The organism is Aestuariibaculum lutulentum, assembly GCF_032926325.1.
Lineage (GTDB): Bacteria > Bacteroidota > Bacteroidia > Flavobacteriales > Flavobacteriaceae > Aestuariibaculum > Aestuariibaculum lutulentum.
Window position 1 is genome coordinate 1,918,814 of the sequence record NZ_CP136709.1, and the last position, 26,638, is coordinate 1,945,451.

Annotated in this window: 23 protein-coding genes and 1 riboswitch; of the genes, 19 read left to right on the forward strand and 4 right to left on the reverse strand. The window is 35.7% G+C overall.

What is annotated here, in order from left to right:
- Positions 1–313: 313 nt before the first annotated feature.
- From R1X58_RS08215 to R1X58_RS08270, 12 genes are all read left to right on the forward strand, one after another.
- Entirely contained in the window at positions 314–931 is a 618-nt protein-coding gene (locus R1X58_RS08215) for a GNAT family N-acetyltransferase (RefSeq protein ID WP_240573837.1), read from the forward strand.
- A gap of 8 nt (positions 932–939) precedes the next feature.
- Positions 940–2,118 carry an argininosuccinate synthase gene (locus R1X58_RS08220; RefSeq protein WP_240573664.1) on the forward strand — a complete coding sequence of 393 codons (1,179 nt, stop codon included), beginning with the start codon at positions 940–942 and terminating at the stop codon, positions 2,116–2,118.
- Between the two features lie 94 nt (positions 2,119–2,212).
- Positions 2,213–3,196 (forward strand): N-acetyl-gamma-glutamyl-phosphate reductase, encoded by a 984-nt coding sequence (gene argC, locus R1X58_RS08225; protein WP_240573663.1) that lies wholly within the window; start codon positions 2,213–2,215, stop codon positions 3,194–3,196.
- A 20-nt stretch (positions 3,197–3,216) separates the two neighbouring features.
- Entirely contained in the window at positions 3,217–4,008 is a 792-nt protein-coding gene (proC, locus tag R1X58_RS08230) for a pyrroline-5-carboxylate reductase (protein WP_240573662.1), read from the forward strand.
- A gap of 1 nt (position 4,009) precedes the next feature.
- Positions 4,010–5,149 (forward strand): aspartate aminotransferase family protein, encoded by a 1,140-nt coding sequence (locus R1X58_RS08235; protein ID WP_240573661.1) that lies wholly within the window; start codon positions 4,010–4,012, stop codon positions 5,147–5,149.
- 50 nt (positions 5,150–5,199) lie between these two features.
- Positions 5,200–6,396 (forward strand): glutamate-5-semialdehyde dehydrogenase, encoded by a 1,197-nt coding sequence (locus R1X58_RS08240; protein ID WP_240573660.1) that lies wholly within the window; start codon positions 5,200–5,202, stop codon positions 6,394–6,396.
- Between the two features lies 1 nt (position 6,397).
- Complete coding sequence (gene proB, locus R1X58_RS08245) at positions 6,398–7,159, forward strand: glutamate 5-kinase (RefSeq protein ID WP_240573659.1); 762 nt, start codon at positions 6,398–6,400, stop codon at positions 7,157–7,159.
- A 20-nt stretch (positions 7,160–7,179) separates the two neighbouring features.
- Positions 7,180–8,118: a Rossmann-fold NAD(P)-binding domain-containing protein gene (locus R1X58_RS08250; protein WP_240573658.1), complete on the forward strand. Its 939-nt coding sequence runs from the start codon at positions 7,180–7,182 to the stop codon at positions 8,116–8,118.
- Positions 8,111–8,893 (forward strand): acetylglutamate kinase, encoded by a 783-nt coding sequence (gene argB / locus R1X58_RS08255; protein ID WP_240573657.1) that lies wholly within the window; start codon positions 8,111–8,113, stop codon positions 8,891–8,893. Before R1X58_RS08250 ends, argB begins: the two co-directional genes overlap by 8 nt.
- Before the next feature lies 1 nt (position 8,894).
- Positions 8,895–9,962, forward strand: a complete 1,068-nt coding sequence (locus tag R1X58_RS08260) for a M20 family metallo-hydrolase (RefSeq protein WP_240573656.1) — start codon at positions 8,895–8,897, stop codon at positions 9,960–9,962.
- A 35-nt stretch (positions 9,963–9,997) separates the two neighbouring features.
- Positions 9,998–11,272 carry an argininosuccinate lyase gene (argH, locus tag R1X58_RS08265; RefSeq protein WP_240573655.1) on the forward strand — a complete coding sequence of 425 codons (1,275 nt, stop codon included), beginning with the start codon at positions 9,998–10,000 and terminating at the stop codon, positions 11,270–11,272.
- 132 nt (positions 11,273–11,404) lie between these two features.
- A complete protein-coding gene (locus R1X58_RS08270) occupies positions 11,405–12,478 on the forward strand; it encodes an acyltransferase family protein (protein ID WP_240573654.1) in 1,074 nt (357 codons plus the stop codon).
- Between the two features lie 77 nt (positions 12,479–12,555).
- Here R1X58_RS08270 and leuB read toward each other — a convergent pair whose 3' ends face one another.
- Complete coding sequence (leuB, locus tag R1X58_RS08275; RefSeq protein ID WP_240573653.1) at positions 12,556–13,674, reverse strand: 3-isopropylmalate dehydrogenase; 1,119 nt, start codon at positions 13,672–13,674, stop codon at positions 12,556–12,558.
- 13 nt (positions 13,675–13,687) lie between these two features.
- The gene (locus R1X58_RS08280; protein ID WP_240573652.1) at positions 13,688–14,863 is read right to left on the reverse strand and encodes a 2-isopropylmalate synthase; all 1,176 of its coding nucleotides are present in this window, start codon (positions 14,861–14,863) and stop codon (positions 13,688–13,690) included.
- A 148-nt stretch (positions 14,864–15,011) separates the two neighbouring features.
- Here R1X58_RS08280 and R1X58_RS08285 point away from each other — a divergent pair, with 148 nt between their 5' ends.
- From R1X58_RS08285 to R1X58_RS08295, 3 genes are all read left to right on the forward strand, one after another.
- Positions 15,012–16,571, forward strand: coding sequence for a hypothetical protein (locus R1X58_RS08285; protein ID WP_240573651.1), 1,560 nt, complete (start codon positions 15,012–15,014; stop codon positions 16,569–16,571).
- A gap of 106 nt (positions 16,572–16,677) precedes the next feature.
- A riboswitch (SAM riboswitch) is annotated at positions 16,678–16,802 on the forward strand.
- Positions 16,803–16,909: 107 nt separating this feature from the next.
- The gene (gene thrA / locus R1X58_RS08290) at positions 16,910–20,311 is read left to right on the forward strand and encodes a bifunctional aspartate kinase/homoserine dehydrogenase I (RefSeq protein ID WP_240573650.1); all 3,402 of its coding nucleotides are present in this window, start codon (positions 16,910–16,912) and stop codon (positions 20,309–20,311) included.
- 92 nt (positions 20,312–20,403) lie between these two features.
- A complete protein-coding gene (locus tag R1X58_RS08295; RefSeq protein WP_240573649.1) occupies positions 20,404–21,573 on the forward strand; it encodes a trans-sulfuration enzyme family protein in 1,170 nt (389 codons plus the stop codon).
- A gap of 76 nt (positions 21,574–21,649) precedes the next feature.
- Here the strand turns inward: R1X58_RS08295 and R1X58_RS08300 are convergent, their stop codons facing one another.
- Positions 21,650–22,858, reverse strand: coding sequence for a DUF2264 domain-containing protein (locus R1X58_RS08300; protein ID WP_240573648.1), 1,209 nt, complete (start codon positions 22,856–22,858; stop codon positions 21,650–21,652).
- A 3-nt stretch (positions 22,859–22,861) separates the two neighbouring features.
- Entirely contained in the window at positions 22,862–24,064 is a 1,203-nt protein-coding gene (locus R1X58_RS08305) for a glycoside hydrolase family 88 protein (protein ID WP_240573647.1), read from the reverse strand.
- 151 nt (positions 24,065–24,215) lie between these two features.
- Between R1X58_RS08305 and R1X58_RS08310 the strand changes: the two genes are divergently transcribed.
- The 4 genes from R1X58_RS08310 to cysD all read left to right on the forward strand — a co-directional run bounded on the left by R1X58_RS08310 (position 24,216) and on the right by cysD (position 26,618).
- Positions 24,216–24,632 carry an RrF2 family transcriptional regulator gene (locus R1X58_RS08310; RefSeq protein ID WP_240573646.1) on the forward strand — a complete coding sequence of 139 codons (417 nt, stop codon included), beginning with the start codon at positions 24,216–24,218 and terminating at the stop codon, positions 24,630–24,632.
- 166 nt (positions 24,633–24,798) lie between these two features.
- The gene (locus tag R1X58_RS08315; protein ID WP_240573645.1) at positions 24,799–25,062 is read left to right on the forward strand and encodes a DUF2061 domain-containing protein; all 264 of its coding nucleotides are present in this window, start codon (positions 24,799–24,801) and stop codon (positions 25,060–25,062) included.
- An 8-nt stretch (positions 25,063–25,070) separates the two neighbouring features.
- On the forward strand, positions 25,071–25,691 hold the full coding sequence (locus R1X58_RS08320) for a phosphoadenosine phosphosulfate reductase domain-containing protein (RefSeq protein ID WP_240573644.1): 621 nt from the start codon (positions 25,071–25,073) through the stop codon (positions 25,689–25,691).
- Positions 25,692–25,712: 21 nt separating this feature from the next.
- Positions 25,713–26,618: a sulfate adenylyltransferase subunit CysD gene (cysD, locus tag R1X58_RS08325; protein WP_240573643.1), complete on the forward strand. Its 906-nt coding sequence runs from the start codon at positions 25,713–25,715 to the stop codon at positions 26,616–26,618.
- Positions 26,619–26,638 lie beyond the last annotated feature (20 nt).

Sequence of the window (26,638 nt, forward strand, 5' to 3'; positions counted from 1 at the left end):
CTATTATGAAAACGACAAATTATATTTTTACATTTTTAAATGTTCAGTCTTTGAACATAAGTTTTAACGCATTTATTCCTGCACGTCGTTTTCGCCGTCCCTTGAGGGTTTAATAATTTATTTCGAGGTAGGTGTGCCCTGCTTCTTCAACAAAAAAGAATCCATTTAACTTTACCTAAATTTAACTCACTTGCAGTGTGTTATGTTGTGTTTTTAGGTTTATTCTAGTAATTTTATTCGGATTCTAAAGACAAGCAACAAATATTTATTATCATAACATTTTATTTATAACCTAGATTGGTTTATGAAAAACATTGAGGTATTAATTGCCAATAAATCACATGCTAAATACGCAGAAATTATCTGCGAAACCATTGCTGAATCAGCCGCTGTAAGAGGGACAGGTATTGCCAGACGTACTCCAGAATATATCACAAAAAAATTGGAAAATGGAAATGCGGTTATAGCCTTGGAAGGCGAAAAGTTTGCAGGGTTTTGTTATATAGAACTTTGGGGACATGGTAAGTTTGTGGCCAACTCAGGATTAATTGTACATCCTGATTACAGAAATGTGGGTTTGGCAAAAAAGATAAAACACAAAATTTTTAAGCATTCAAGAACTAAATTTCCTGATGCTAAAGTTTTTAGTATAACAACCGGTTTAGCCGTTATGAAAATGAACAGTGATTTAGGTTATAAACCTGTGCCATTTTCTGAGTTAACCGACGATTCAACATTTTGGGATGGTTGTCAGACTTGTAGAAATTACGATGTTTTAACAAGAACCAACCGAAAAATGTGTTTGTGTACAGGGATGCTTTACGACCCTAAATCAAAATTAGAAAAACAGAAAAAAGTGAAAGAAAAGGTTTTCAACAGATTAAAACATATCAAGGAAACCATGTTCTTAAAAAAAAAAGACCAAAAGTAATATAGCAGATGAAAAAATTAGTAATTGCCTATAGTGGCGGGTTAGATACTTCGTATTGTGCAGTAAGCTTATCAAAAGAATTTGAAGTGCATGCGGTAAGTGTAAACACCGGTGGATTTACCAAAGCCGAGATTGATAGAATTGAAGCAAATGCCTATAAAATGGGTGTAACAACCTATAAGAATATAGATGCAGTAGCAACGTTTTATCAAAAAGTAGTAAAGTACTTAGTTTTTGGAAACGTATTAAAAAACAATACATATCCGTTATCTGTAAGTGCAGAACGTATTATTCAGGCTATTGAGATTATTGAGTACGCAAAGAGTATTGATGCCGAGTATATTGCTCACGGTAGTACGGGTGCTGGTAACGATCAGGTGCGTTTCGATATGATTTTCCAAACTTTGGCACCAGATATTGAAATTATCACGCCAATTAGAGATAAAAAATTAACAAGACAGGAAGAAATCGACTATTTAAAAGCCAATGGTATAGATATGTCATGGGAAAAAGCAAAATATTCGATTAACAAAGGACTTTGGGGAACCAGTGTTGGAGGATCTGAAACTTTAACTTCTGAAAAACCTTTACCAAGTGAAGCTTACCCATCTCAGTTAAAACATTCTGAAGAAGAAAAAGTGAAATTAACCTTCGAAAAAGGAGAGTTGGTAGCTGTTAATGGTATTGAAAACGATCCTGAAATCAATATTGAGACTCTAAACAATTTAGCTTCGGCGTATGCCATTGGAAGAGATATTCACGTGGGTGATACTATTGTTGGTATTAAAGGTCGTGTTGGTTTTGAAGCTGCTGCAGCATTAATCACTATTAAAGCGCATCACTTATTAGAAAAGCACACGCTTACTAAATGGCAGTTACAACACAAGGAATATATTGCAAGTTTCTACGGCATGCATTTACACGAAGGCTTGTACTTAGATCCGGTAATGCGAGATATGGAAGCCTTTTTACAAAGCAGCCAGGATAAAGTGAGTGGCGATGTTACTGTAACATTAAAACCTTACCACTTTACGTTAGATGGTATTTCATCAGAGCATGATTTAATGAGTGCGAAGTTTGGTAGCTACGGCGAGGAGAATAAAGGCTGGACGGCAGATGAAGCTAAAGGATTTATTAAAATCTTCGGAAACCAGAACAAGATTTATCAACAGGTAAATTCAAATTAAAATAGAAATAAAGCTTGTCATCCTGAATTGTCGCACTGAGCGGAGTCGAAGTGTTGTTTCAGTTCCTAAATGATGAGTTTGAAAAACAGTAAAAATGAAAAATATTCAAGTTGGAATTATTGGTGGTGCAGGGTATACTGCCGGTGAGTTGGTTAGATTACTAATCAACCATCCACAAGCAGAACTTAACTTTGTATACAGTACATCTAACGCAGGAAATAAAATAAGTAAAATTCATCAGGATCTTGTGGGTTCTCTGGATTTGGAGTTTACCGATACGGTAAATCCGGATGTTGACGTGTTGTTTTTGTGTCTTGGGCATGGTAATTCGGTTAAATTCTTATCGGAAAACAGCTTTTCTCAAAACACAAAAATCATCGATTTAGGAAACGATTTCAGATTAGAAGACGATAAAGTTTTTAATGGAAAAACCTTTGTTTACGGGCTGCCTGAATTACAAAGAGAAACTATAAAGAACGCGAATTACATTGCAAATCCAGGATGTTTTGCAACCGCTATTCAATTAGGTTTGTTACCATTGGCGAATGCCGGATTGTTAAATGAAGATGTTCACATTAATGCGGTAACCGGAGCTACAGGAGCAGGAACGTCGCTGTCTGCAACCTCGCATTATGCGTGGCGAGATAATAACTTTTCGTATTATAAACCGTTTACCCATCAGCATTTAGGAGAGATTAACCAATCGGTGAAACAATTACAGAACGGATTCGATTCAGATATTCTGTTTATGCCAAACCGAGGAAATTTTTCTAGGGGAATTTTCGCGACGCTTTATACCGATTTTTCAGGATCGGTTGAAGAGGCAAAAGCACTTTATACAGAATTTTATAAGGATGCTGAATTTACGTTTGTTTCCGATGATGAATTACATTTAAAGCAAGTTGTTAATACTAATAAGTGTTTGATTCATTTGCATAAGCACAACGGAAAATTATTAATTACGAGTATTATAGATAATTTATTAAAAGGTGCCTCCGGACAAGCGGTTCAGAATATGAATTTAATGTTCGGACTTGAAGAAACCACTGGGTTGAACTTGAAAGCGACTTATTTCTAATAAAAAGAACTAACCAACACATGAAAATAGCAGTAATAGGAATCGGTAATTTAGGAAGTTCGATTGCAAACGGACTTATTAAAAACAACACCTTTTCATTGTATTTAAGTAGCCGAAAGGCGAGTAGCTTAGAGGTGTTTAAAGGCGTTGAAAACGTTGAAACGACTAACAACAATTCGTGGGCTGTAGAGCAGTCAGATATTGTTATTTTCGCTTTACAACCCAAACATATAGATAAGGTTCTGGAAGAAGTTTCAGGGAAGATTACCCAAAACCATATTGTTATTTCTGTGGCTGCCGGAGTTGAAATCCCAAGGATTGAAAGTATTATTGGAAGCGATAAAAATATCATGCGTGTCATGCCTAATACAGCGATTTCTATTGGTAAATCGATGACGTGTATTTCGGCAAACGATAAGGCTCAGGATAAAGTGAGTTTAGCACAGGATATTTTTAATCAATTAGGGACAACATTGGTGATTCCCGAAGAATTAATACAGGCAGCAACCGTTATCTGCGCCAGCGGAATTGCGTTTTGGATGCGCTTGGTTCGTGCTACGACACAAGGGGCTATTCAGTTAGGTTTCGAAGCCCATGAAGCTCACCAATTAGCAACACAAACATGTTATGGAGCAGCTAGTTTATTAATTGAAAGCGGGAAACACCCAGAACAGGAAATCGATCGGGTAACGACGCCAAGTGGTTGTACGATAGAAGGTTTGAATGCTATGGAACATAATGGATTAAGCTCTGCCTTAATTCAGGGGCTTATAGCTTCATTCGAAAAAATTAATCAAATTAAAAAGAATTAAAATGCCATTATTTGACGTTTATCCATTATATAGTGTAACGCCGGTATCGGCGAAAGGTATTCACGTTTACGACGAAAATAATACGGAATATTTAGACCTTTACGGTGGTCATGCCGTAATTTCTATTGGTCATGCGCATCCTAATTATGTGGCTGCGATTACCAATCAGGTGAATGCTTTAGGATTTTATTCAAATGCTATTCAAAACCCAATCCAGGTGGAATTGGCCGATAAGTTGGAAGCACTTTCTGGTTGTGAAGGTTACAACTTATTTTTGTGTAATTCAGGTGCCGAAGCCAATGAAAACGCGTTGAAGTTAGCCTCTTTTAAAACAGGAAAGTCCCGAGTGGTGGCGTTTAAAAATGGCTTTCACGGACGTACTTCGGCGGCTGTAGCAGCAACTGATAATCCAAGTATTATAGCGCCAATCAATGCCCAGCAAGAGGTAACTATTCTTGAATTAAACGATATTGAAGGTGTAAAAATCGAGTTGGAAAAAGGTGATGTTTGTGCGGTTATCGTAGAGTTTATTCAGGGTGTTGGAGGATTAGATCAGGCTACTTCCGAATTTTACGAGCAGGTTGATACGCTTTGTAAAGCGAATAACACCTATTTTATTGCCGATGAGGTACAGTCTGGTTACGGACGTTCCGGGAAATTTTTCGCGTTTCAACATTATAATGTGACCCCGGAAGTAATTTCAATTGCTAAAGGTATGGGTAATGGATTTCCTATTGGAGGTATTTTAATTCATCCGGATATTGAAGCAAAATACGGTATGTTAGGAACCACTTTTGGTGGTAATCATTTAGCATGTGCAGCTGGTTTGGCGGTTTTAAATACCATTGAAGAAGAACAATTAATCGATAATGTGAATGCGATGGCTGAGTATTTCGTTTCTGTTGCTAAAACCATTCCCCAGATAAAAAATATAAAAGGACGTGGCTTAATGCTTGGTTTGGAATTCGATTTTGAAGTGGGCGATTTAAGAAAGAAATTAATTTACGATCATCATATTTTTACTGGTGGTGCTTCAAATAAAAAGTTACTAAGAATTTTACCACCATTAACGATTAAAAAGGAACATATCGATCAGTTTTTTAAGGCCTTAAAAAAGGAGCTAGAAGCGGTTGAAGTATAAAAATAACGTGTCATTTCGCCGATAGGAGAAATCACATAAGGATATAAAAAATGAACACCTTATTATCAATTGAAATAAGAAACGCTGTATTATTAACCATGGCGGAATTGCTTGAAAGAGATCGAGCAGCCCTCATAAAAATAAACAAAGGAGATCTGGAAGCTTACGACGGTGATGACATTTCCATGTACGATCGTTTAAAAGTGAACGATGCTAAAGTAGATGAAATGATTGCTTCGGTAACGCATTTGGCATCTCAGGCAGACCCCGTTGGTGTTGAGCGTTTTAGTTTCAAACATGATAATGGCATGCAGGTGTATAATAAAACAGCATCCTTCGGAACGGTGCTGATTATTTACGAATCGCGGCCGGATGTTACCGTTGAAGCAGCGGGAATTGCCTTTAAATCGGGGAACAAAATTTTACTTAAAGGTGGAAAGGAATCTACCGATTCTAATTTAAAAATTGTTGATTTGTGGCATGAGGCTTTAAAAGCTAATGGCGCGTCGACTCAATGGGTAGAATATTTACAATTCAACAGAACCGAAACACAGGCGTTTTTAGAAAATCCAACACAAAAAGTCGATTTAATTGTGCCACGTGGCGGTGAACGTTTAATCGCTTTTGTAAAGCAGCATGCTACCTGTCCGGTAATTATTAGTGGACGAGGAAATAACTTTGTGTATGTGCATAAAAAAGCCGATTTGGATATTGCATTAAAAGTGATTATCAATGCTAAAACAGCTAAAATTTCGGCGTGTAATGCACTTGATAAAGTGTTAATTGATGCTAATCTTCCGAATAAGAAAAGCTTTATAAATACATTAATTTCAGAATTAAAGAATTTTGATGTTCAGATTTTAGGTGATGAAAACATAGCGAAATATGAAGGTGTTGAAGCTATAGAATCTGACGATATCTGGTACCAAGAATTTTTAGATTTTAAAATCGCTATCGCTGAAATCGGTTCAACACAGGATGCTATTGCGATGATTAATAAATATTCCGGAGGGCATTCATCTTCAATTATCACAACTAATGAGGATGAAGCGAAAGTATTTATGGAAAATGTAGATACTGCAGCGGTTTACCACAATGCATCAACCCGTTTTACCGATGGTGGTCAGTTAGGACTTGGAGGAGAATTGGCCATTAGCACAGATAAATTACATCAACGTGGTCCGATAGGTTTACAGCATTTGGTAACCAATAAATGGTATGTTTACGGTAACGGACAAATACGGTAGAATGAAAAAGAAACGCATATTATTAAAGGTTGGTTCAAATACGCTAACTAAAGAAACCGATAATATTTCCAGAGGAAAAATCGAGGATTTGGCAAGTCAGATAGCCCAGTTAAAAGATACCTGCGAATTTGTTATTGTAAGTTCGGGAGCCATTGCCGTGGCTAAACAATTTGTGAAACTGGAAAGTAAGCAAAAGGATGTTTTTGTAAAACAGGCTTTGGCATCTATCGGTCAGCCGCACTTAATAAGAATATATCAGGAGATTTTCAGAGAATACGGGTTGTTAACATCACAGTGTTTGTTATCGTATTCCGATTTCGAAAAGGAAGAAAGTAGAACTAACATTGTTAATACTATTAATGTGTTGGTAAATAATAATTATATTCCCATCATTAATGAAAATGATACGGTTGCAACCGATGAAATTAAATTTGGCGATAACGATAAACTAGGTGCTTTAACGGCATCGCTTTTAGATGCCGATTTATTCATTATAGCAACGAATACTAACGGTATTTATACCAAAGAATCTATGGAAAATGGCACGCCAAAAACCATAGAACTGGTTGAAGATTTTGAAGCTTTACAAAGTGAAGTTGTTAATTCAAAATCATCACACGGAAGCGGAGGCATGCAATCAAAAATAGAAGCTGCCACCGTAGCCAAAAAAGCAAATATTGAGACTTGGATTGTTAACGGACTGGAAGATCGTTTTATGCTGAATGCTTTCGAAAACAAAGTGCCGTTTACCAAGATTAAATAAAAAACTAAAGAACTATACAGATGAAATATTACACCTCCATACATGATATCGATGACATCAATTCCTGGATTGAGGAAGCTAAAGAGTTAAAACAAGATCCGTTAAAACATCTTGAATTAGGACGCAATAAAACCCTTGGGTTATTGTTCTTTAATTCAAGTTTGCGTACGCGGTTAAGCACTCAAAAAGCAGCCTTAAACTTAGGGATGAATCCTATTGTAATGAATGTTTCCGGAGATGCCTGGGGTATTGAGTTTGGAGATGGAACTGTTATGAATGGAAATACAGCCGAGCATATTAAGGAAGCTGCTGCCGTGGTTTCTCAATATTGCGATGTTATTGCCGTTAGAGCGTTTCCAACATTAACCGATAAGACTAAGGATGAAAGTGAAGAAGTTCTAAATGCTTTTAAAAAGTATGCCTCTGTACCTTTAGTTAATATGGAAAGTGCTACGGGCCACCCGCTACAAGCGTTAACCGATGCGATAACCATTTCAGAATACAAGAAAAAAGACAGACCAAAAGTCGTGTTAAGCTGGGCGCCTCATATAAAAGCCTTGCCGCATGCGGTAGCTAATAGTTTTACTCAGGCCATGCAGAAAATGGATGTCGATTTTGTAATTACAAATCCAGAAGGGTATAATTTAAGTCCGGACATTGTTGGCGATACCCCTGTAATTCACAATCAGGAAGAAGCTCTAAAAGATGCCGATTTTGTGTATGTGAAAAACTGGAGTAGTTACGAAGACTACGGAAAAGTAATTAATACCGACCCTAGTTGGATGATTACTAAAGATAAAATTGGTGATGCTAAATTTATGCACTGTTTACCGGTTAGGCGCAATGTTATTGTTGAAGATGCTGTTTTAGATAGCGATAGTTCAATCGTTATTCAGCAGGCCAATAACAGAACCTATGCAGCGCAATTAGTATTAAAGAAAATATTGGAAAATGCCTAAAGAAAAACTATCCATAGTAAAAATAGGAGGAAACATAATTGAAGATGCTTCCGCTTTAGCTGACTTTTTAAAATTGTTTTCAGGATTAGAAGGAAAGAAAATTTTAGTGCATGGAGGCGGAAAACGCGCGACACATATCGCTTCAAAACTGGGTATAGAATCGCAAATGGTTAACGGTCGTCGTATTACCGATGCCGAAACATTAGAGGTGATAACCATGGTTTATGGTGGTTTGGTCAACAAAAATATTGTAGCCCAGCTACAGGCTTTAAGTATTGATGCTATTGGATTAACCGGAGCCGATGCCAACAGTATTACTTCAGATAAACGCCCCGTAAAAGAGGTCGATTTCGGATTTGTGGGCGATGTAAAATCGGTGGCTTATCATTCAGTTAATAAATTAATTGAAGCTAATTTTACACCTGTTTTTTGCGCCATTACCCACGATGGTAAGGGACAGTTGTTAAACACTAATGCCGATACCATTACTTCGCAAATAGCAATTGGAATGAGCGCATTATACGAGACATCTATTTACTATTGTTTTGAATTGAATGGTGTTTTAGAAGATATCAACGATAAGAATTCTGTTATTAAACACATAGACACCAAGTTATATGGTGAATTATTAGAGCAAGGTATTATTGCCGATGGTATGCTGCCAAAATTAGAAAACTGTTTCGATGCACTTAATAATGGCGTTGCAACTATAAATATGGGAAATACCTCGATGTTGACACAGGAAAATGATAATTTTACAGCCATAACATTATAAAATGACGGAAGTAGAATTAAAAAACGATGCAATAAATCTATTAAAACAATTAATAGAAACACAGTCTTTCTCTTCAGAGGAAGATCAGACCGCATTGCTTATTGAAGATTGGTTTAAGCGATATAATATAGATTGCAAGCGCACCCAAAATAACGTTTGGGCAGTTAATAAATATTTCGATGAGAGCAAACCAACCTTACTATTAAACTCACATCACGATACGGTAAAGCCTAACAGTGCTTACACCAAAGATCCGTTTAAAGCCATTGTTGAAGACGGTAAATTATACGGATTAGGAAGTAACGATGCAGGAGGTTGTTTGGTGTCGTTAATTGCAACCTTCACCTATTTTTACAGTACAGAAGATTTAAAATATAATTTAGTCATTGTCGCTTCCGCGGAAGAGGAAAGTAGCGGGCCAAACGGACTAAACAGTATGCTACCTATCATCCCGAAAATAGATGTGGCTATTGTAGGAGAACCGACTTTAATGAATTTAGCGGTGGCCGAAAAAGGCTTAGTTGTATTCGATGCTGTTGTGGCTGGAACGCCGAGCCACGCCGCGCATCCAAATGACAACAATTCAATTTATAATACCATTGAAGTTTTACAATGGTTTAAAGATTTTAAGTTTGAAAAGACGTCTGAAGCTTTAGGTGATGTAAAACTTACGGTTACTCAGGTTAATGCTGGGTCGCAACATAATGTGGTGCCAGGTCACGTCGATTTGGTAATTGATGTTCGTGTTAATGATGCCTACAGTAATGCTGAAATCGCCGAAATTTTACAAACACAATCGCCTTGTACAAGCATTAAACCAAGAAGTCTGCGCTTAAATTCTTCTTGTATACCGGTAGAGCACCCTTTAGTTCAGGAAGGTGTTGCTATGGGAAGAACAACATACGGGTCGCCAACATTATCAGATCAGGCGGTGTTAAGCTGTCCGTCCTTAAAATTAGGACCAGGAGACAGCACGCGCTCACATTCCGCAGATGAATTTATTTATCTGAATGAAATTGAAGAAGGCATAGATATTTATATTGAATTGTTAAATCGGGTAATCGTTTAAACAAATCAACGAATAAACAAATAAACAGAGATAGAATGAAACTTTGGGATAAAGGTATATCAATCGATAAAAAAATAGAGCAATTTACTGTTGGTAACGACAGGGAAATTGATATTCATATTGCAAAATACGATGTTATTGCATCGAAAGCACACGCCAAAATGCTTCATAAGATTGGTATTTTAACCACTATTGAATTAGAGCAATTACTTGGAGGTTTAGACCTTTTGGCGAATGAAATTGAAGCAGGAGAATTTGTTATCGATGCTCAGTTTGAAGATGTACATTCTAAAATTGAATACGAACTAACAGCCAATTTAGGCGATGTCGGTAAAAAGATTCATACCGCACGCTCAAGAAACGATCAGGTTTTAGTAGCTTGCCATTTATATTATAAGGAAAATTTAGGTCTAGTAAGAGAAAAAGTGAAAACGCTTTTTGAAACGCTGTTAAGTCAGGCTGAGGTTTATAAAGATAAAGTTTTACCGGGTTACACACATTTGCAAGTGGCTATGCCATCGTCTTTCGGGTTATGGTTTTCAGCCTATGCCGAGCAAATGATTGACGATGTCTTTTTAATTGATGCAGCCATAAAAACGGTAGATCAAAATCCGTTAGGATCGGCTGCGGGTTACGGGAGTTCATTTCCAATCGATCGTGAATTTACCACCAAAGAAATGGAATTTGCGACGTTAAAATACAACGTGGTAGCAGCGCAGATGGGGCGTGGTAAAAACGAACGAACTATTTCGGCAGCCTTAGGAAGTTTAGCCAATACCATGGCACGTTTCGCGATGGATACTTGTTTGTATATGAGTCAGAATTTCGGGTTTGTTTCTTTTCCAGACGAGTTAACTACCGGAAGTAGTATTATGCCACATAAAAAGAATCCGGATGTATTCGAATTGATTCGTGGTAAGTGTAACAAAATTCAGGCTTTACAAACCGAAATGGTTTTAATTACTAATAATTTACCAAGTGGTTATCATCGTGATTTTCAGTTGTTAAAAGAAAATATGATTGCAGCTTTTGAAGAAATTAAAGATATTCTGGATATTTTCAATTTCTCTATTCAACAAGTTATTGTAAAAGATATTGATATCAACGACGAAAAATATAAATACTTATTTACGGTTGATAATATTAATACCTTGGTTGTGGAAGGGCAAACCTTTAGAGAGGCATATCAAAAAATTGGTGGACAAGTTCAGGATGGAACTTATGTGCCGGATACCTCAAAAAAACACACACACGAAGGTAGTATTCACAACTTATGTTTAGATAAAATTCGAGATAAGTTTCCTGAATAAACTAACCTTTAGGTCAATGAAAAATGAAATCACATTAGAGAGTTAATCGCTTTTTAATGTGATTTTTTATTTTATGGAGGCTGTCTGTTAAGCTTAAAAGCTTCGTATATTGTTTATGTTAATTCAAAGGTTATGGCTAGCAAGGAGTCTGCGTTTTTAAGTTATGTGCATAGTTTTCGTGGTTTGGCCATTTTAATTATCGTATTTGGTCACGCTGTTGCTGCTGCTACTATAGGGGCACGAGGTGTTTTCGACGAATCCTATTTGTTAGTCATGATTAGCGAGGTGTTTTATCATGATAGCACCATTTATTTTGCGATTATTTCGGGATTGCTTTTTAGCAGTGTTTTAAAACCAAAAGGATTTAAGCGTTTTTATGTAAGTAAGCTTAAGTTCATTATTGTGCCTTATATTTTTCTAACCTTGATTTTTACGTTTCTTAAAATCAGGTTTAAAAGTCATGAAGGCTTTTTTGAGAATTTTGGATTTTACCTTAGCACAACTTTTCGGAATTTAATTTACGGGAAAGCCAATTTTGTGATGTGGTACATTCCTGTTTTAGTGTTTCTGTATTTAGTTACTCCGGTTTTAGATTGGCTCCAAAACAAAAGTAATTTTACAAAAGGATTATTCTTGTTAATTGTTTTGATGCCGCTTGTAATTTCAAGAATTCAAATGGCTCATGAGTATATTTTAAAGCTTGAAACGATGCTGTATTTTACCGGAGCCTATGCTTTTGGCATGTGGTTGGGAAGCGATATAAATGAAACACTTGGCAAGTTGAAAGCATATAAGTTTCAGATTCTTGCAATAGCAATTTTAAGCACTTTAAGCTTGTTTTATTTGTATAATAATCAGTTGGATTATTTTGGAAAAGTTTCTTTAAAAGAATCGTTGTTTTACGTTCAGAAGCTATGCTTTACGGTTTTAATCTTATTAGTGTTTAAGAAGTTTGAATACAGGCAAATAAAATGGCTTAATGTAGTAGCGAGAGATTCATTTGCTATTTATTTTTTACATGGGTTTATATTATTTAGTTCTCTGTCATTGTTTAAATCGGTGTTGTTATTTAATGAAATAGAGCCGTTAAATATTATTTCAGGAACCGTTTTGTTGCTGGTTTATTCTGTGGGTTTAAGTTTGCTTACGGTTTATTTATCTAAAAAAATTTTTAAACGCTATTCGAGATTTTTGGTTGGCGCATAAAATTAAAAAAGCGCATAGGAGACTATGCGCTTTTAAGGACTACAATAATTTTAATTTTGGTGACTAACTCAAAGTAATCAAATGATTGTGGACTGCCCTAAATGTATGTTGGTAAAGTTTAGATTGGTTTCATCAGGATTATTAATAAAATCCTCGATGAAGTCTCCTACCTTAGTTGTGGTTATATGATCGTATTTCGTGTTTAAATCGGGCGTTGTAATGTGTAGTTTAATAGATTTGTCTACACCTTCACGAACCAATGCTGCTTCATCATCTAGTCCAAAATGTTCTAGCAACATGGCTGCCGATAAAATAGAGGCAATAGGATTAGCAATGCCTTTATTAGCACCTTTTGTATACGCACCGTGAATTGGTTCAAACATGGCATGTTTATCTCCAATGGAGGCTGAAGCTAATAATCCTATTGATCCCACGATAACGCTGGCTTCTTCCGATAAAATATCGCCAAACATGTTTTCGGTTAAAATAACATCAAACTGTCTTGGGTTGATAATAAGCTCCATGGCGGCATTATCAATAAAAAGATAGTCTACGGTTACATCTGGGTATTGTGGGGCTAGCTCTTGTACTATTCTACGCCATAAACGCGAACTTTCCAACACATTGGCTTTGTCAACCAATGCTAATTTACGTTTTCTGGACTGTGCGGCTTTAAAGGCTAAATGCGTTATACGCTCAACTTCAAAGCGGTTGTATTCGCAAATGTCCGAGGCTTTGTTTCCATCATCACTTAAAAACTTTTCACCAAAATAAATGCCACCGGTAAGCTCGCGGTAAATAAGAATATTGGTATCCTTAATTTGCCTTTTCTTAAGCGACGATTTATTTAATAATTCTTCGTAAGCAATCACGGGTCTGATATTGGTATATAAACCTAACGATTTTCGTAATCCTAAAAGACCTTGCTCGGGTCTTACTTTAGCATTAGGGTCTAAATCGTAAGATGTGTTTCCAATAGCGCCGAATAAAACGGCGTCTGCGTTCTCACATAGATCTAAGGTTTCTTCTGGTAGTGGGATGCCGGTTTTTTGCATGGCAGTTGCACCGACCAAACCTTCGGTAAAATTAAATACATGGTTAAATTCCATAGCAATAGCTTTCAAGACCTTTACGGCTTGAGCTGTAACTTCCGGACCGGCACCATCACCAGGTAAAACAGCTATATTTAATTTCATAAGCTACGTGTTTTTAAGCAGAGACAATCTCTTTGTATAATCTGCTGTGTTCTATAATATAGTGGATGTCATCATCTTCAACTTCTTTTTTCTTATCTGCAAAATCTAAAAAGTTCTGATAGATTTCATCTAATTGAAGCTTTGTTAATTCGTATCCAACATTTTTTGCTCTATAGGCTAAAGCTGCTCTACCACTTCTTGCAGTAAGAACGATAGCCGATTCTGTAACTCCTACATCTTTAGGGTCTATAATTTCGTAAGTTTCACGATTTTTAATCACACCATCCTGGTGAATACCTGAACTGTGAGCAAAGGCATTTGCACCTACAATAGCTTTGTTTGGCTGCGTGTAAATACCCATATTATCTGAAACTAAATGGCTTAAACCGTATAGCATTTCGGTTTTAATATTCGTATCAAGGTTTAAATAAGGATGTTGCTTTAATATCATAACAACTTCTTCTAAAGCTGTATTTCCAGCACGCTCACCAATACCATTAATAGTACATTCAATTTGTCTTGCACCGTTTATAACACCTTCAATAGAGTTAGCTGTTGCTAAGCCTAAATCGTTGTGGCAGTGACAAGATAAAATGGCTTTATCGATACCTTTTACGTTTTCTTTTAAATATTTAATTTTTGCACCATACTCGCTTGGTAAACAATATCCTGTTGTATCTGGAATATTTAAAACCGTAGCACCTGCTTTTATCACTTCCTCACACACACGTGCTAAGTAAGCGTTGTCTGTTCTCCCTGCATCTTCAGCGTAAAACTCAACATCTTCAACAAAAGATTTAGCATATTTAACGGCTTTAACAGCGCGTTCTATAATATCATCTTGATTCGATTTAAATTTAAATTTAATATGTGAATCAGAAGTTCCGATACCAGTATGAATTCTAGGTTTTTTAGCATATTTTAGCGCATCGGCCGCTACTTTAATATCGTTTTCAACCGAGCGTGTTAAACCACAAACTGTAGCGTTTTTTACAATTTTAGAAATGGCTTCTACCGATTTGAAATCGCCAGGGCTTGATACAGGAAAACCAGCCTCAATAATATCAACACCTAAATTATCGAGCTGTTCAGCTATGATTAATTTTTGTTCGGTATTTAATTTGCAGCCTGGGACTTGCTCTCCATCGCGAAGCGTTGTGTCAAAAATTTGGACGTTCGTATTAGTCATTTAGTAAAATAAATTTTCATTTTGATTTACGAATGTATACTTTGGTTTTGTAAATGGATAATTGGTCGATTTTTTTTTACGATGTTTAACTGTGTAGCTGTTTAGTTAAAATATTGTAAATCAGTATTTTAAAACTGTTTTTAGAACTATGACAAAAGAACAAAAAGATAATTTGTTTGTATTGGTAAAATCGCTTTCAAAGTCAGAAAAGCGCCAGTTTAAGCTCTATGTAGGGAGGTTAGGTGTGAATGAAGATTCAAAATTTTTAACTCTTTTTAATATTCTTGAAAAGTTACCGGCTTACGACGAAGCAACCATCTTAAAAAAGGGAGTTGTAAAAAAAGAACAGTTATCTAATTTAAAGGCCCATTTATATAAGCAGATTCTTATAAGTCTTCGTTTAAACCCGTCGCATCAAACCATTAGAATTCAAATTCGGGAACAGTTAGATTTTGCAACCATACTCTATCATAAAGGACTTTATAAACAAAGTTTGAAAATATTAGATAAGGCCAAGAATCTGGCGATTGCAAATGAGGAAAAGAATGTGGCTTACGAAATTGTAGAGTTTGAGAAAATCATTGAGTCACAATACATCACTCGAAGTTTAAATAACCGAGCCGACGAGTTGGCCATTCAGGCGAAGGAATTAAGTCAGCAAAATGTTATTGCTAGTAAACTTTCAAATCTTTCACTTCAGTTGTATGGGCAATTTCTAAAAACTGGTTATGTAAAAAATGCCAAGGAAAGCACGCGTATTATTAAATATTATAATGCCCGCATGCCTAAGTATGATATTAATAAACTTGGGTTTAGAGAAAAACTTTGGTTATATAAAGCAAACCTTTGGTATAGTTTTTTAACCTTAGATTTTTTGGCGAGTTATAAATACGCGACTAAGTGGGTCGATTTGTTTTATGAGAACAGGGATATGATGATTTTAAATCCGGTGTTCTTCTTACGCGGAAATCATTATTTGTTAGAAGCTTTGTTTTACCTGAGACATTATGAGAAGTTTAAAGAAACACTTATTCGTTTAGAGAATGTCACTCAGGAAAAGTGGTTTACGAGAGATGATAACGTTGATGGGTTAACCTTCCTATATATCTATAACAATAAATTTAATCTTCATTTTATTGAAGGGACTTTTAAAGAAGGTTTGCCTTTGGTTGAAGAAGTTTTGGAAAAACTTAAAGATTTTAGAGATCGTATTGATGAGCATCACGTTATGGTATTCTATTATAAGATAGCCAGTATGTATTTTGGTGCCGGAGAAACCAAAAAGTGTATTTACTATTTGGAGAAAATCATAAGTAATAAATCCCTTCAAATGCGTGAAGATTTATTGTGTTTTTCAAGAATTTTGAATTTGGTCGCACATTACGAAGCCGGAATGGATTATAATCTCGACACCCTAATAAGAAGTACCTATAAATTCCTTATTAAAATGGAAGATTTGTATGAAGTTCAAAAGGAGTTCATTAAATTTTTACGTGGTTTAGGCGATATTTATCCGCATGAAGTGAAGAACGAATTTATCAAACTTCATAAAAAACTGAAACAGTATGAAAACGATCCTCACCAAAGTCGGGCGTTTTTATATTTAGATATTATTTCCTGGCTGGAATCTAAAATTCAAAACCGACCAATCGATTTAGTCATTAAGAATAAGTTTTACGAGATGCGTTTTAATCGTAAAGAGGGTTAGTTTTAAGTGTAAATTGAAAATTTTTGAAAAATTTATATAAAAAAATTAGGTTTTTTACTTTTTCTAATTGAATATTTGCATTCACAAAGTTCAAACACTTATTGAAATGTTATCAAGAAAGGTGGAGGGATTAGACCCTTTGAAGCCTTAGCAACCCTTTACCTGTAAAGAAGGTGCTAAATTCTACCCAGTTCTATACTTACTTATTAGGACCTTATGGATAGATAACGAAGCGTATTACCGTTGGTAAACATCAATTCTTTATAACATTTTTTAAGCACATTACTAAGTAATGATGTTTTGGGCTTTTTTGTCATTAACAAAAATTAAAACATATTTTGAGTACAAAGTTGCATCATATTGTTATAAAAGATTACGTTACCGAAAGCGGAGTTCTTAATACTGAAATTAAATTAAGTTATCAGCTGTTTGGTAAAGCTCTGGGTACAGCACCTGTGGTTTTAATTAACCATGCTTTAACGGGCAATAGTAACGTTTCGGGAAAAGATGGATGGTGGAAAGATCTCGTAGATGACGATAAAGTTATCGATACCAAACTTTACACGGTTTTGGCTTTTAATATTCCAGGAAATGGTTACGATAGTTTTGTAATTGAAAACTATAAAGATTTTGTAGCCAGAGATATCGCTAAAATATTCTTAATCGGATTAAAAGAGTTAAACATCAATAAGCTTTTCGCTATTGTTGGAGGTTCTTTAGGTGGCGGTATCGCATGGGAGATGGCGGTATTAAGTCCGGATTTGGCCGAGCATTTAATTCCTGTAGCTACCGACTGGAAATCGACCGACTGGTTAATTGCGAACTGCCAGATTCAGGAGCAGTTTTTAATCAATTCGAAAAATCCGGTTCACGATGCCCGAATGCATGCCATGTTGTGTTACCGAACACCAGAATCTTTTAATGAGCGTTTTCAACGTTCAAAAAATGAAGAGTTGGAAATTTTTAATGTAGAAAGCTGGTTGTTACATCACGGTAAAAAATTGCAAGAACGTTTTCAGCTGTCTGCCTATAAATTAATGAATCAATTATTGAAAACCATTGATGTTACTAAAAACAGACCAACCGATTTTAATGTGTTGGAAAATATTCACGGTAATATTCATATTGTAGGTGTAGATTCAGATTTGTTTTTTACGGCTGAAGAAAACAGACAAACACACAAACAACTTGCGGTATCGAATCCGAACGTAACGTATAACGAAATTCATTCCGTTCACGGGCATGATGCCTTTTTAATGGAATATGAGCAATTAGAAAAAATAGTAGAAGGCATTTTTGTGCCAAACTCTAAAAACAGAAGAATGAAAGTATTAAAATTTGGAGGGAAATCTTTAGCAAATGGTAACGGATTAAATACCGTTATTTCAATTATAGAAAATAAAATTAATAACGGCGAAAAGATTACTGTTGTGGTGTCGGCACGTGGTTCGGCTACCGACGATTTAGAGTCTATTTTAGAGAAGGCAGTTAAAGGAAAAGATTATCAAGCCGATTTACAGGCGTTTAAAGATTATCAGGTAGCGCCTTTACCAAACATCGATTTTTCAAAGGAATTTGCAATACTTGATAAATTATTTGAAGGCGTAAGTTTACTTGGCGATTACAGTAAAAAAACCAAAGACGAAATTCTGGCACAAGGCGAATTACTTTCAGTGAAATTAATTTCAAGTGTATTAAACGAACGTAACATTAAAGCCAATGCAGTAGACTCCAGAACGCTGATTAAAACCGATAATGTGTTTGGAAATGCACAGCCAATTTCGCAGGTATCGAAAGACAATGTTAAGAACTTTTATAAAGCAACTCCAAGTGATACAGTAAATATTGTAACTGGATTTATCGCTTCAAATAAAAGCAATGAAACAACCACTTTAGGAAGAAACGGAAGTAATTATTCGGCTGCATTGCTAGCTAATTTCTTAGATGCCGAAGAGTTACAAAACTACACCCACGTAAACGGAATTTATACGGCGAATCCGGATTTGGTTGAGGATGCTAAAATTATTAGAGAATTATCGTTTAGTGAAGCCAACGAGTTAGCCAATTTTGGAGCTACCGTTTTACACGCCAAAACAATTATTCCATTAGTTGAGAAAAACATCAACTTACGTATTTTAAATACGTTTAATGCTGATGATGCAGGGACTTTAATTACAGCAAAACCAAATTCTAAAGAAGTAACCTCGTTATCTGTGTTAGACAATGTCGCTTTAATTAATTTAGAAGGGCGTGGTTTATTGGGAAAAAGTGGTGTCGATGCTCGTATTTTTGGAGCTTTAGCTAAAAAAGATATTAGCGTGAGTATCATTTCTCAAGGCTCATCAGAGCGTGGTATTGGGTTAATTATTAATGCAGATCAGGCAACCAATGCGGTACTGGCTTTAGAGCGTGAGTTTGAAAACGACTTTTATTCACAGGATGTTAATAAGATTGGTGTTGTTGACGATGTTTCGGTAATTTCGATTATTGGTATTGAGTTGAGCTCGTTCCATAAACCATTTAACGCTTTAATTAGAAATCAAATTACCCCGTTATTATTCAATAATACGGTAACTGGGAAGAATGTGAGTTTGGTTGTTAAAAAGAATCAACTGCATAAAGCCATGAATGTCATTCACGGTGAAATCTTCGGAATTTCTAAGAAAATCAACATTGCTATTTTTGGTCACGGTGGTGTTGGTGGCGCATTAATTAACCAGATTTTAAAATCGAAAGAAGACATTGAAAAACGTAAAGGTGTACTTTTAAATGTGTTTGCTATTGCGAATTCTAAAAAGTTACTTTTAGATAAGAAAGGTGTTAGCGAAAACTGGAAAGAAGCGATTGCTAATTCACCATTAGAAAGTTCAATTCAGGATGTCATTACCTTTGCAAAAAACAATCATCTTGAAAATTTAATTGCTGTTGATAATACTGCAAGTCCGAGTTTCCATGATAATTATGTGCCATTTGTAGAAGCTGGTTTCGATTTAGTTTCGTCTAATAAAATTGCAAATACTATTTCGCATAAATTCTACACTGATTTACGTGAGCAGTTAAAAGCTCATAACAAAGAGTATTTATATGAAACCACTGTTGGTGCTGGTTTACCATTAATTGATACCATTAAATTGTTACATGAATCAGGTGAAAATATTACCAGAATTCGTGGGGTATTCTCAGGGACACTAAGTTATTTATTTAATAATTTCTCTGTTCAGGATAAACCATTTAGTGAAATTGTTCAGGAAACAATTGATAAAGGATTTACGGAGCCAGATCCGCGTGAGGATTTTTCAGGAAACGATGTGGCAAGAAAATTATTAATTTTAGCCAGAGAATTAGATTTGAAAAATGAATTTGAAGATGTCGCTGTTCAGAATTTAATTCCTGAAGCTTATCGTGAAATTTCTGTTCAGGAATTTTTAGGTCAGTTAGATGTTTTAAATGATGAATTTCAGAAGATAAAAGAAAACCAAGAACCAAATCATGTATTGCGTTATGTAGGTGATTTGTCTGGTGATTTATCTCAGGATAAGGGCGTTTTAGAAGTGAAATTAGTATCTATTCCAGAAGACAGTACGCTAGGTCACGTTAAAGGAAGTGATGCTATTTTTGAAATTTTCACCGAATCTTATGGTGAGCAACCTATCGTTATTCAAGGAGCCGGAGCCGGAGCAGAGGTAACAGCACGAGGTGTATTTGGTGATATTTTAAGATTGTCGAAACACGTAAATTAATTTGTTATTCCTGTGAATACAGGAATTTATAAAAGTAAATTAGTCTGATTAGATACATTTTAATGTATTCATGACAAGAAAAAATATATAAAATGAGTCAAGAAAAACATTTTGAAACATTAGCAGTTAGAACGCAGTCGGAAACAACACAGTTTTCAGAACATTCCGTGCCTTTGTATTTAACATCGGGATTTGTTTTTGATGATGCCGAAGAAATGAGAGCGTCGTTTGCTGAAGAAAAGCAACGCGATTTATATAGTCGATATAGCAACCCGAATGTAAACGAATTTGTAGAAAAAGTATGTTTAATGGAGGGTGCAGAAAGTGGCTATGCTTTTGCTAGCGGTATGGCAGCTGTGTTTTCAACCTTTGCGACATTATTAGATGCTGGAGATCATGTGGTGTCTTGTAGCTCTGTTTTTGGAGCAACTCACGGGTTGTTTACCAAGTATTTTCCGAAATGGAATATTGAATGTTCTTATTTCAATATTAATGAAACTGAAACGATTGAAAGTTTAATAAAACCGAATACAAAGTTTTTATATGCTGAAACACCAACCAATCCTGGTGTCGATGTTATAGATTTAGAATTTTTAAGTGCTATTTGTAAAAAGCATAACATTCTTTTAATTATCGACAATTGCTTTGCGACACCGTATTTACAAAACCCGATTAAACATGGAGCCGATATCGTTATTCATTCAGCGACGAAGTTAATGGATGGTCAAGGCCGTGTTTTAGGAGGAGTTGCTGTTGGTAAAAAGGAATTGATAAGAGAAATTTATTTATTCTCACGTCTTACGGGTCCTGCTATGAGTCCGTTTAATGCCTGGGTTTTATCAAAATCTTTAGAAACTTTGGCAGTAAGAACAGAAAAGCATTGTGAAAACGCACTTAAAATTGCTGAGTTTTTAGAAAGTCACCCGAAAGTAAAATGGGTAAAATATCCGTTTTTAAAATCGCATCCTCAATACGAAATTGCTAAAAAGCAAATGCGTTTAGGAGGAAGTATAGTCGCTTTTGAAGTTGAAGGTGGAGTTGAAGGTGGACGTTCATTTTTTGATAATATTAAAATGTGTTCCCTATCGGCTAATTTAGGCGATACAAGAACCATTGTAACGCATCCAGCAAGTACAACACATGCAAAAGTAGAACCTGAAGTAAAGGCAGCTGTTGGTATTACCGATGGTTCGGTACGTATATCGGCAGGTTTAGAGCATATCGATGATATTATTGCCGATTTAAAACAAGCGTTAGGATAACATACAGATATTTAAATCAAAATAAAAAGGCGTTACTCTTTTAAAAGTAACGCCTTTTTTTATGCGACAATATAAATTAGTTTTTATACTTATCTCTTGCAACATCCGGATTGCTGCCCCAAACCTTAACACTTGTCCATGGTTCTCGTTTTGATGTCCAGAACGAATGATTTTCAGGAAGTCCTAATGGTAAAAATCCTAAAGAGGTTAAATATAAACTTCCGGTGTTAATGTAAGGTTCTGCCATTTTAGGTTGGTATCCTACAACACCAAGTTGTAACCACCCTTTTTTGTCGTAAGTACCGTCGGCTTTTAATACACGTTTTAAAACTGCCGTTAAAGCAGAGCGAACTTGTGCTTCAGATAATTCAACAGGTAATTGCTCTAAAAGTGCCATTTGGGATAGTAATTGAAAACTTCCAAATCTGTATACCGAAGAGCGACCAATAACAGGGTAAGTGCCTTCAGGTGAAATTTGGCGCTCTAAAATTTCGGCGTAGCGTTGTGCACGTTTTATAACATCTTCTTCTAATCTTTTATAAGGATGATTAGACTCCTTAATAGTTGTAACCACATCAATTAGCATCGGATGAATAACAAATGAATTGTAATAATCCCAGTGGTAATATTTTCCATCAGAATACAAACCGTCGCCAACATACCATTCCATGTGTTTGTTTAAAGCGTATTCAATACGTAGATAGTCGGCTTCATCGGTAAATTTTACGAAGAAAGCTTCAACAGTTGCAGCAAACAGTAACCAGTTATTATATGGGACATTTTTTATGGTTCTCGATTTTTTAAACGCATCAATTACCATTTGTTTAGTTTCCGCTGAAAGTGGCTCCCATAGTTGTTTTGGAGCTCTTAAAAATCCTTGAGCAAGAAAAGCGGCATCAACTAATGGTTGGCTTCCCTTATCAAAATTTAAATAATCTTTAGATTTTGGGTTTACCGCATTGCGGATGGCCTTTTGAGTTAGCTCAATATATTTTTTACGTAGTTCTCCCTCCTTTGTGTTGTCTGGTCCTAATTCTAACCAAGGTGCAATACCTGCCATAAGTCTTCCGAAAGCTTCAAGACCAGCGAAATTACTTCGGTCGCCGTAATCAAAACTACTTTGCTCAGTAGGCATAGTCGCTTTAAGTTTATCCTTAGCTAATGCTGATAAAACAGGATCGGACATTTTTATTAATTCTTCTACCCAAAGTTCACGATCGCTTTGAGCTGTAATAAGTTGAATTGAGATTAGGAGAATTAATAAGGATAATATGTTTTTTTTCATGGTTTATTTTAAAGTTTTTTGTCTGTAAAGGGCTTCTAAGAAATAGTAATCGGCGTAATTTAATGGTACATCGATTTCAGAATTGTGAGGAAGACTTCCAACGGAATGTTTTAATAAGAACCCGTTATTTGTTGTTGGTTCAGCAAAATAATCAGGGCTGCTTAAAGAGTTGATAATGCTGTTTGCGAAATTTTTATAAGACTTGCTTTCTTTTTTATCTAAAAACGTACATAATTCGTATAAAGCTGAAGCTGTAATGGCTGCTGCCGAAGCATCACGAGGTGTGTCGTTGTTTAGAGGGACATTATAATCCCAGTACGGAATGTTGTCTTTTGGTAAATTCGGATGATTTTTAATGTAATCGGCAATATGTAACGCTTGTTCTAAATATTTCGGGTCTTTGGTTTCTCTATAGCAAAGCGTAAAACCGTAAAGTCCCCAGGCCTGACCACGAGCCCACGATGAATCATCGGCATAACCCTGATGTGTTTTTTTAGCTAATATTTCTCCCGTTTCTGTATCGTAGTTCAATACATGGTAAGATGAATAATCTGTTCTGAAGTGATTTTTCATAGTGGTGTTAGCATGTGAAACAGCCACATTGTAATAAGTTGAGTCTCCTGAAATTTTGGTAGCATGGAATAGTAATTCAAGATTCATCATGTTATCGACAATTACAGGGCAATTCCATTGTTTGCTGGCATTCCAGGATTGAATAATGCCCGCTTTAGGGCGAAAACGTGTTACTAAAGACTTTGCGGTTTGAACAATAACGTCATCGTATGCTTTTGAAGGTGATTTTTTAAGGGCATTTCCATAGCTGCATTCCATCATAAAACCGATATCATGATTTTCCTTCCAGTATTGTACACTATCTAATCTTTCTGTGTATTGTGTAGCAAGTGTTTCCCACTTCGAATCGTTGGTTAAAAGATTTAAATACCATAATGAACCCGGATAGAAACCACTGGTCCAGTCGTAAATACCGGTCAATCCGGTTTCTCCATTTTTTCTAATGGATCTCGGCATCATACGTTTTGAATTTAGTTTATCGTAAATGCTGTTACTTAAAAAGGTGTATTGCTCAGTACTGGCTTTTACAATTTTATTGAAGGATTTAATGGGTTTAACATCGCTGTTATTATAACCTAGAAGTATTAGAATAACAGAAAGTAGGGTTAAGGACTTAAAAATGTTTTTAATCATGTTTTAGTGATAGTTTGTTTTCAAAGTTCCTAAAAGTATAAAAATCTATTAAATTGGCTAAGTGTGTTCGATAACAATTATTTTTATATTGCGAATTTTTCAATTTTTAATGATGTTTATAAGGTTTTAATTAATTAACTATATTTACACCATGTTATCTAAGAAAACAAAATACGGATTAAAGGCCCTTACTTTTATTGCGAGACAAGAAGGTGATGTGCCTGTGCAAGTTGGTGAAATTGCCAAAGGCGAGCAGATTCCGCAGAAATTCTTAGAAAGCATTCTACTTACTTTAAGAAAAGCGGGCGTTTTAGGATCTAAAAAAGGGAAACACGGCGGTTATTATTTACGTCATGAACCTTCTCAAATTAATATGGCCGATGTGATGCGTGTCTTAGAAGGTCCCATTGCTATGGTGCCATGTGTGAGTTTAAATTTCTACGAAAAATGCGACGATTGTGTTAACGAAGCGCAATGTAGCGTGCATAAACTCATGATTCAGGTGCGAGATAGTAATCTTAACGTGTTTAAAAACACAACATTAGCTGACTTGTCTTTTTCAGAATAGCTAATAATTCTCAAAAAATCATATTCTTTTAAGAAATAATTTTCAGTTAAACTGATAAAATTTTCCATTATCCGAAAAAGTTGAATAACTTGCTTGGTCATGTGAAATATTGTTTTACATTTGTAATTCCTATTAATTCTATAGGAATAATGTAAATAGTAAAAAAATGATTGAGCAAGTATTAACAAATTCAAGTCAGAAAGAAAAAACGACCTATAAAACCGATGCAGCTTCAGAGAAGCCGATTAGGAGTGTAGTTAAGTCTTTAAGCTGGAGAACTATAGGAACTCTGGATACTATTTTAATCTCCTGGATTGTAACCGGAGAATTAACATTAGCCTTTTCTATAGGCTCTATAGAGTTAGTAACAAAAATGGTGCTTTACTTTTTTCACGAGCGCATTTGGAATTCCATTAAATGGGGAAAATAAATTGAGTTATGATTACAGAAGATACATTACAGGAACTAAATAAGATATATAAAGACGCGAAACCGTCTGAAATTATTAAAAAAGCTTTGGAGTTGAATGAAGAAGCCGTGGTAACCACAAATTTCAGACCTTATGAAGCAGCTATTTTACATGCTGTGAAACAGGAAGCGTCATCTATTCCGGTGGTATGGTGCGATACCGGATACAATACACCACAAACCTACAGACACGCCGAGCAAGTTATAAAAGATTTGGATTTAAATGTGTTTTTATATGTGCCAAAACAAACTGCTGCACATCGCGATGCAGTTATGGGAATTCCAGGTGTCGATGCACCGGAACACGCTTTATTTACAGAGCAAGTGAAGTTAGAGCCTTTCAGACGTGCAATGGAAGAGCATAAACCAAAAGTTTGGTTTACAAATTTACGTCAGGGACAAACTGCTTTTAGAGATAGTATTGGTATATTTAGTGTGAGTAAAGATGGGGTTTTAAAAGTAAGTCCGTTCTATTATTGGTCTGACGCCGATTTAGATACTTATTTGCAAGACCACAATTTGCCGAATGAGTTTAAATATTTCGATCCAACTAAAGCATTAGCAAACCGAGAGTGTGGTTTACATGCTTAAGAAAACAATTAAAAAATTACGATGAACAAAGACACATCACATATCAATTCATTAGAAAACGAAGCCATTTACATTATTAGAGAAGTAGCAGCACAATTTGAAAGACCTGTACTGTTATTTTCAGGAGGAAAAGATTCTATCACATTGGTAAGACTGGCTGTTAAAGCCTTTTATCCGGCAAAAGTACCTTTCCCTTTAATGCATATCGATACCGGACATAATTTCCCGGAGACTATTGAATTTAGAGATCGTTTGGTTGAAGAATTAGGACTTGAACTTATTGTTAGAAATGTTCAGGATTCTATTGATGAAGGAAAAGTAAAAGAAGAAACAGGGCGTTATGCAAGTAGAAACCAGTTGCAAACCACAACGCTTTTAGATGCTATTGAAGAATTTAAGTTTGATGCCTGTATTGGAGGTGCACGTCGCGATGAGGAAAAAGCAAGAGCTAAAGAACGTATTTTCTCTGTGCGAGACGATTTTGGTCAGTGGGATGAGAAAAACCAGCGTCCGGAATTATTCGATATGTTAAATGGTCAGATCGATTTAGGTCAGAACGTTCGTGTGTTCCCAATTTCTAACTGGACAGAGTTAGATGTTTGGTCTTATATAGAAGAAGAAAATATTGAAATTCCTTCCATCTATTTTGCACACAAACGTAAAGTGTTTTTAAGAGATGGTATGATTTGGTCTGCAGATGATGAAGTGGTTTACAGAGATGATCATGAAGAAGTAATTGAAGAATTAGTGCGTTTTAGAACAGTAGGAGATATGAGTTGTACGGCAGCTGTATTGTCAGATGCAACAACCATTACCAAAGTAGTTGAAGAAATTCGCGAAAGCACCATTTCAGAGCGTGGAGCGCGTATTGATGATAAGCGTTCAGAGGCTGCGATGGAAAAACGTAAGCAACAAGGGTATTTCTAAAAATTAACAATTACCCATAA

Excerpts from the sequence above, each read along its gene's own strand:
- argC (WP_240573663.1), top strand. The coding sequence starts at position 2,213 with ATGAAAAATATTCAAGTTGGAATTATTGGTGGTGCAGGGTATACTGCC.
- proB (WP_240573659.1), top strand. The coding sequence starts at position 6,398 with ATGAAAAAGAAACGCATATTATTAAAGGTTGGTTCAAATACGCTAACT.
- argH (WP_240573655.1), top strand. The coding sequence starts at position 9,998 with ATGAAACTTTGGGATAAAGGTATATCAATCGATAAAAAAATAGAGCAA.
- R1X58_RS08235 (WP_240573661.1), top strand. The coding sequence starts at position 4,010 with ATGCCATTATTTGACGTTTATCCATTATATAGTGTAACGCCGGTATCG.
- argB (WP_240573657.1), top strand. The coding sequence starts at position 8,111 with ATGCCTAAAGAAAAACTATCCATAGTAAAAATAGGAGGAAACATAATT.
- R1X58_RS08305 (WP_240573647.1), bottom strand. The coding sequence starts at position 24,064 with ATGATTAAAAACATTTTTAAGTCCTTAACCCTACTTTCTGTTATTCTA.
- R1X58_RS08280 (WP_240573652.1), bottom strand. The coding sequence starts at position 14,863 with ATGACTAATACGAACGTCCAAATTTTTGACACAACGCTTCGCGATGGA.
- R1X58_RS08260 (WP_240573656.1), top strand. The coding sequence starts at position 8,895 with ATGACGGAAGTAGAATTAAAAAACGATGCAATAAATCTATTAAAACAA.
- leuB (WP_240573653.1), bottom strand. The coding sequence starts at position 13,674 with ATGAAATTAAATATAGCTGTTTTACCTGGTGATGGTGCCGGTCCGGAA.
- R1X58_RS08270 (WP_240573654.1), top strand. The coding sequence starts at position 11,405 with ATGGCTAGCAAGGAGTCTGCGTTTTTAAGTTATGTGCATAGTTTTCGT.
- R1X58_RS08240 (WP_240573660.1), top strand. The coding sequence starts at position 5,200 with ATGAACACCTTATTATCAATTGAAATAAGAAACGCTGTATTATTAACC.
- R1X58_RS08320 (WP_240573644.1), top strand. The coding sequence starts at position 25,071 with ATGATTACAGAAGATACATTACAGGAACTAAATAAGATATATAAAGAC.
- R1X58_RS08295 (WP_240573649.1), top strand. The coding sequence starts at position 20,404 with ATGAGTCAAGAAAAACATTTTGAAACATTAGCAGTTAGAACGCAGTCG.
- proC (WP_240573662.1), top strand. The coding sequence starts at position 3,217 with ATGAAAATAGCAGTAATAGGAATCGGTAATTTAGGAAGTTCGATTGCA.
- R1X58_RS08250 (WP_240573658.1), top strand. The coding sequence starts at position 7,180 with ATGAAATATTACACCTCCATACATGATATCGATGACATCAATTCCTGG.
- cysD (WP_240573643.1), top strand. The coding sequence starts at position 25,713 with ATGAACAAAGACACATCACATATCAATTCATTAGAAAACGAAGCCATT.
- R1X58_RS08220 (WP_240573664.1), top strand. The coding sequence starts at position 940 with ATGAAAAAATTAGTAATTGCCTATAGTGGCGGGTTAGATACTTCGTAT.
- R1X58_RS08315 (WP_240573645.1), top strand. The coding sequence starts at position 24,799 with ATGATTGAGCAAGTATTAACAAATTCAAGTCAGAAAGAAAAAACGACC.
- R1X58_RS08300 (WP_240573648.1), bottom strand. The coding sequence starts at position 22,858 with ATGAAAAAAAACATATTATCCTTATTAATTCTCCTAATCTCAATTCAA.
- R1X58_RS08310 (WP_240573646.1), top strand. The coding sequence starts at position 24,216 with ATGTTATCTAAGAAAACAAAATACGGATTAAAGGCCCTTACTTTTATT.
- R1X58_RS08285 (WP_240573651.1), top strand. The coding sequence starts at position 15,012 with ATGACAAAAGAACAAAAAGATAATTTGTTTGTATTGGTAAAATCGCTT.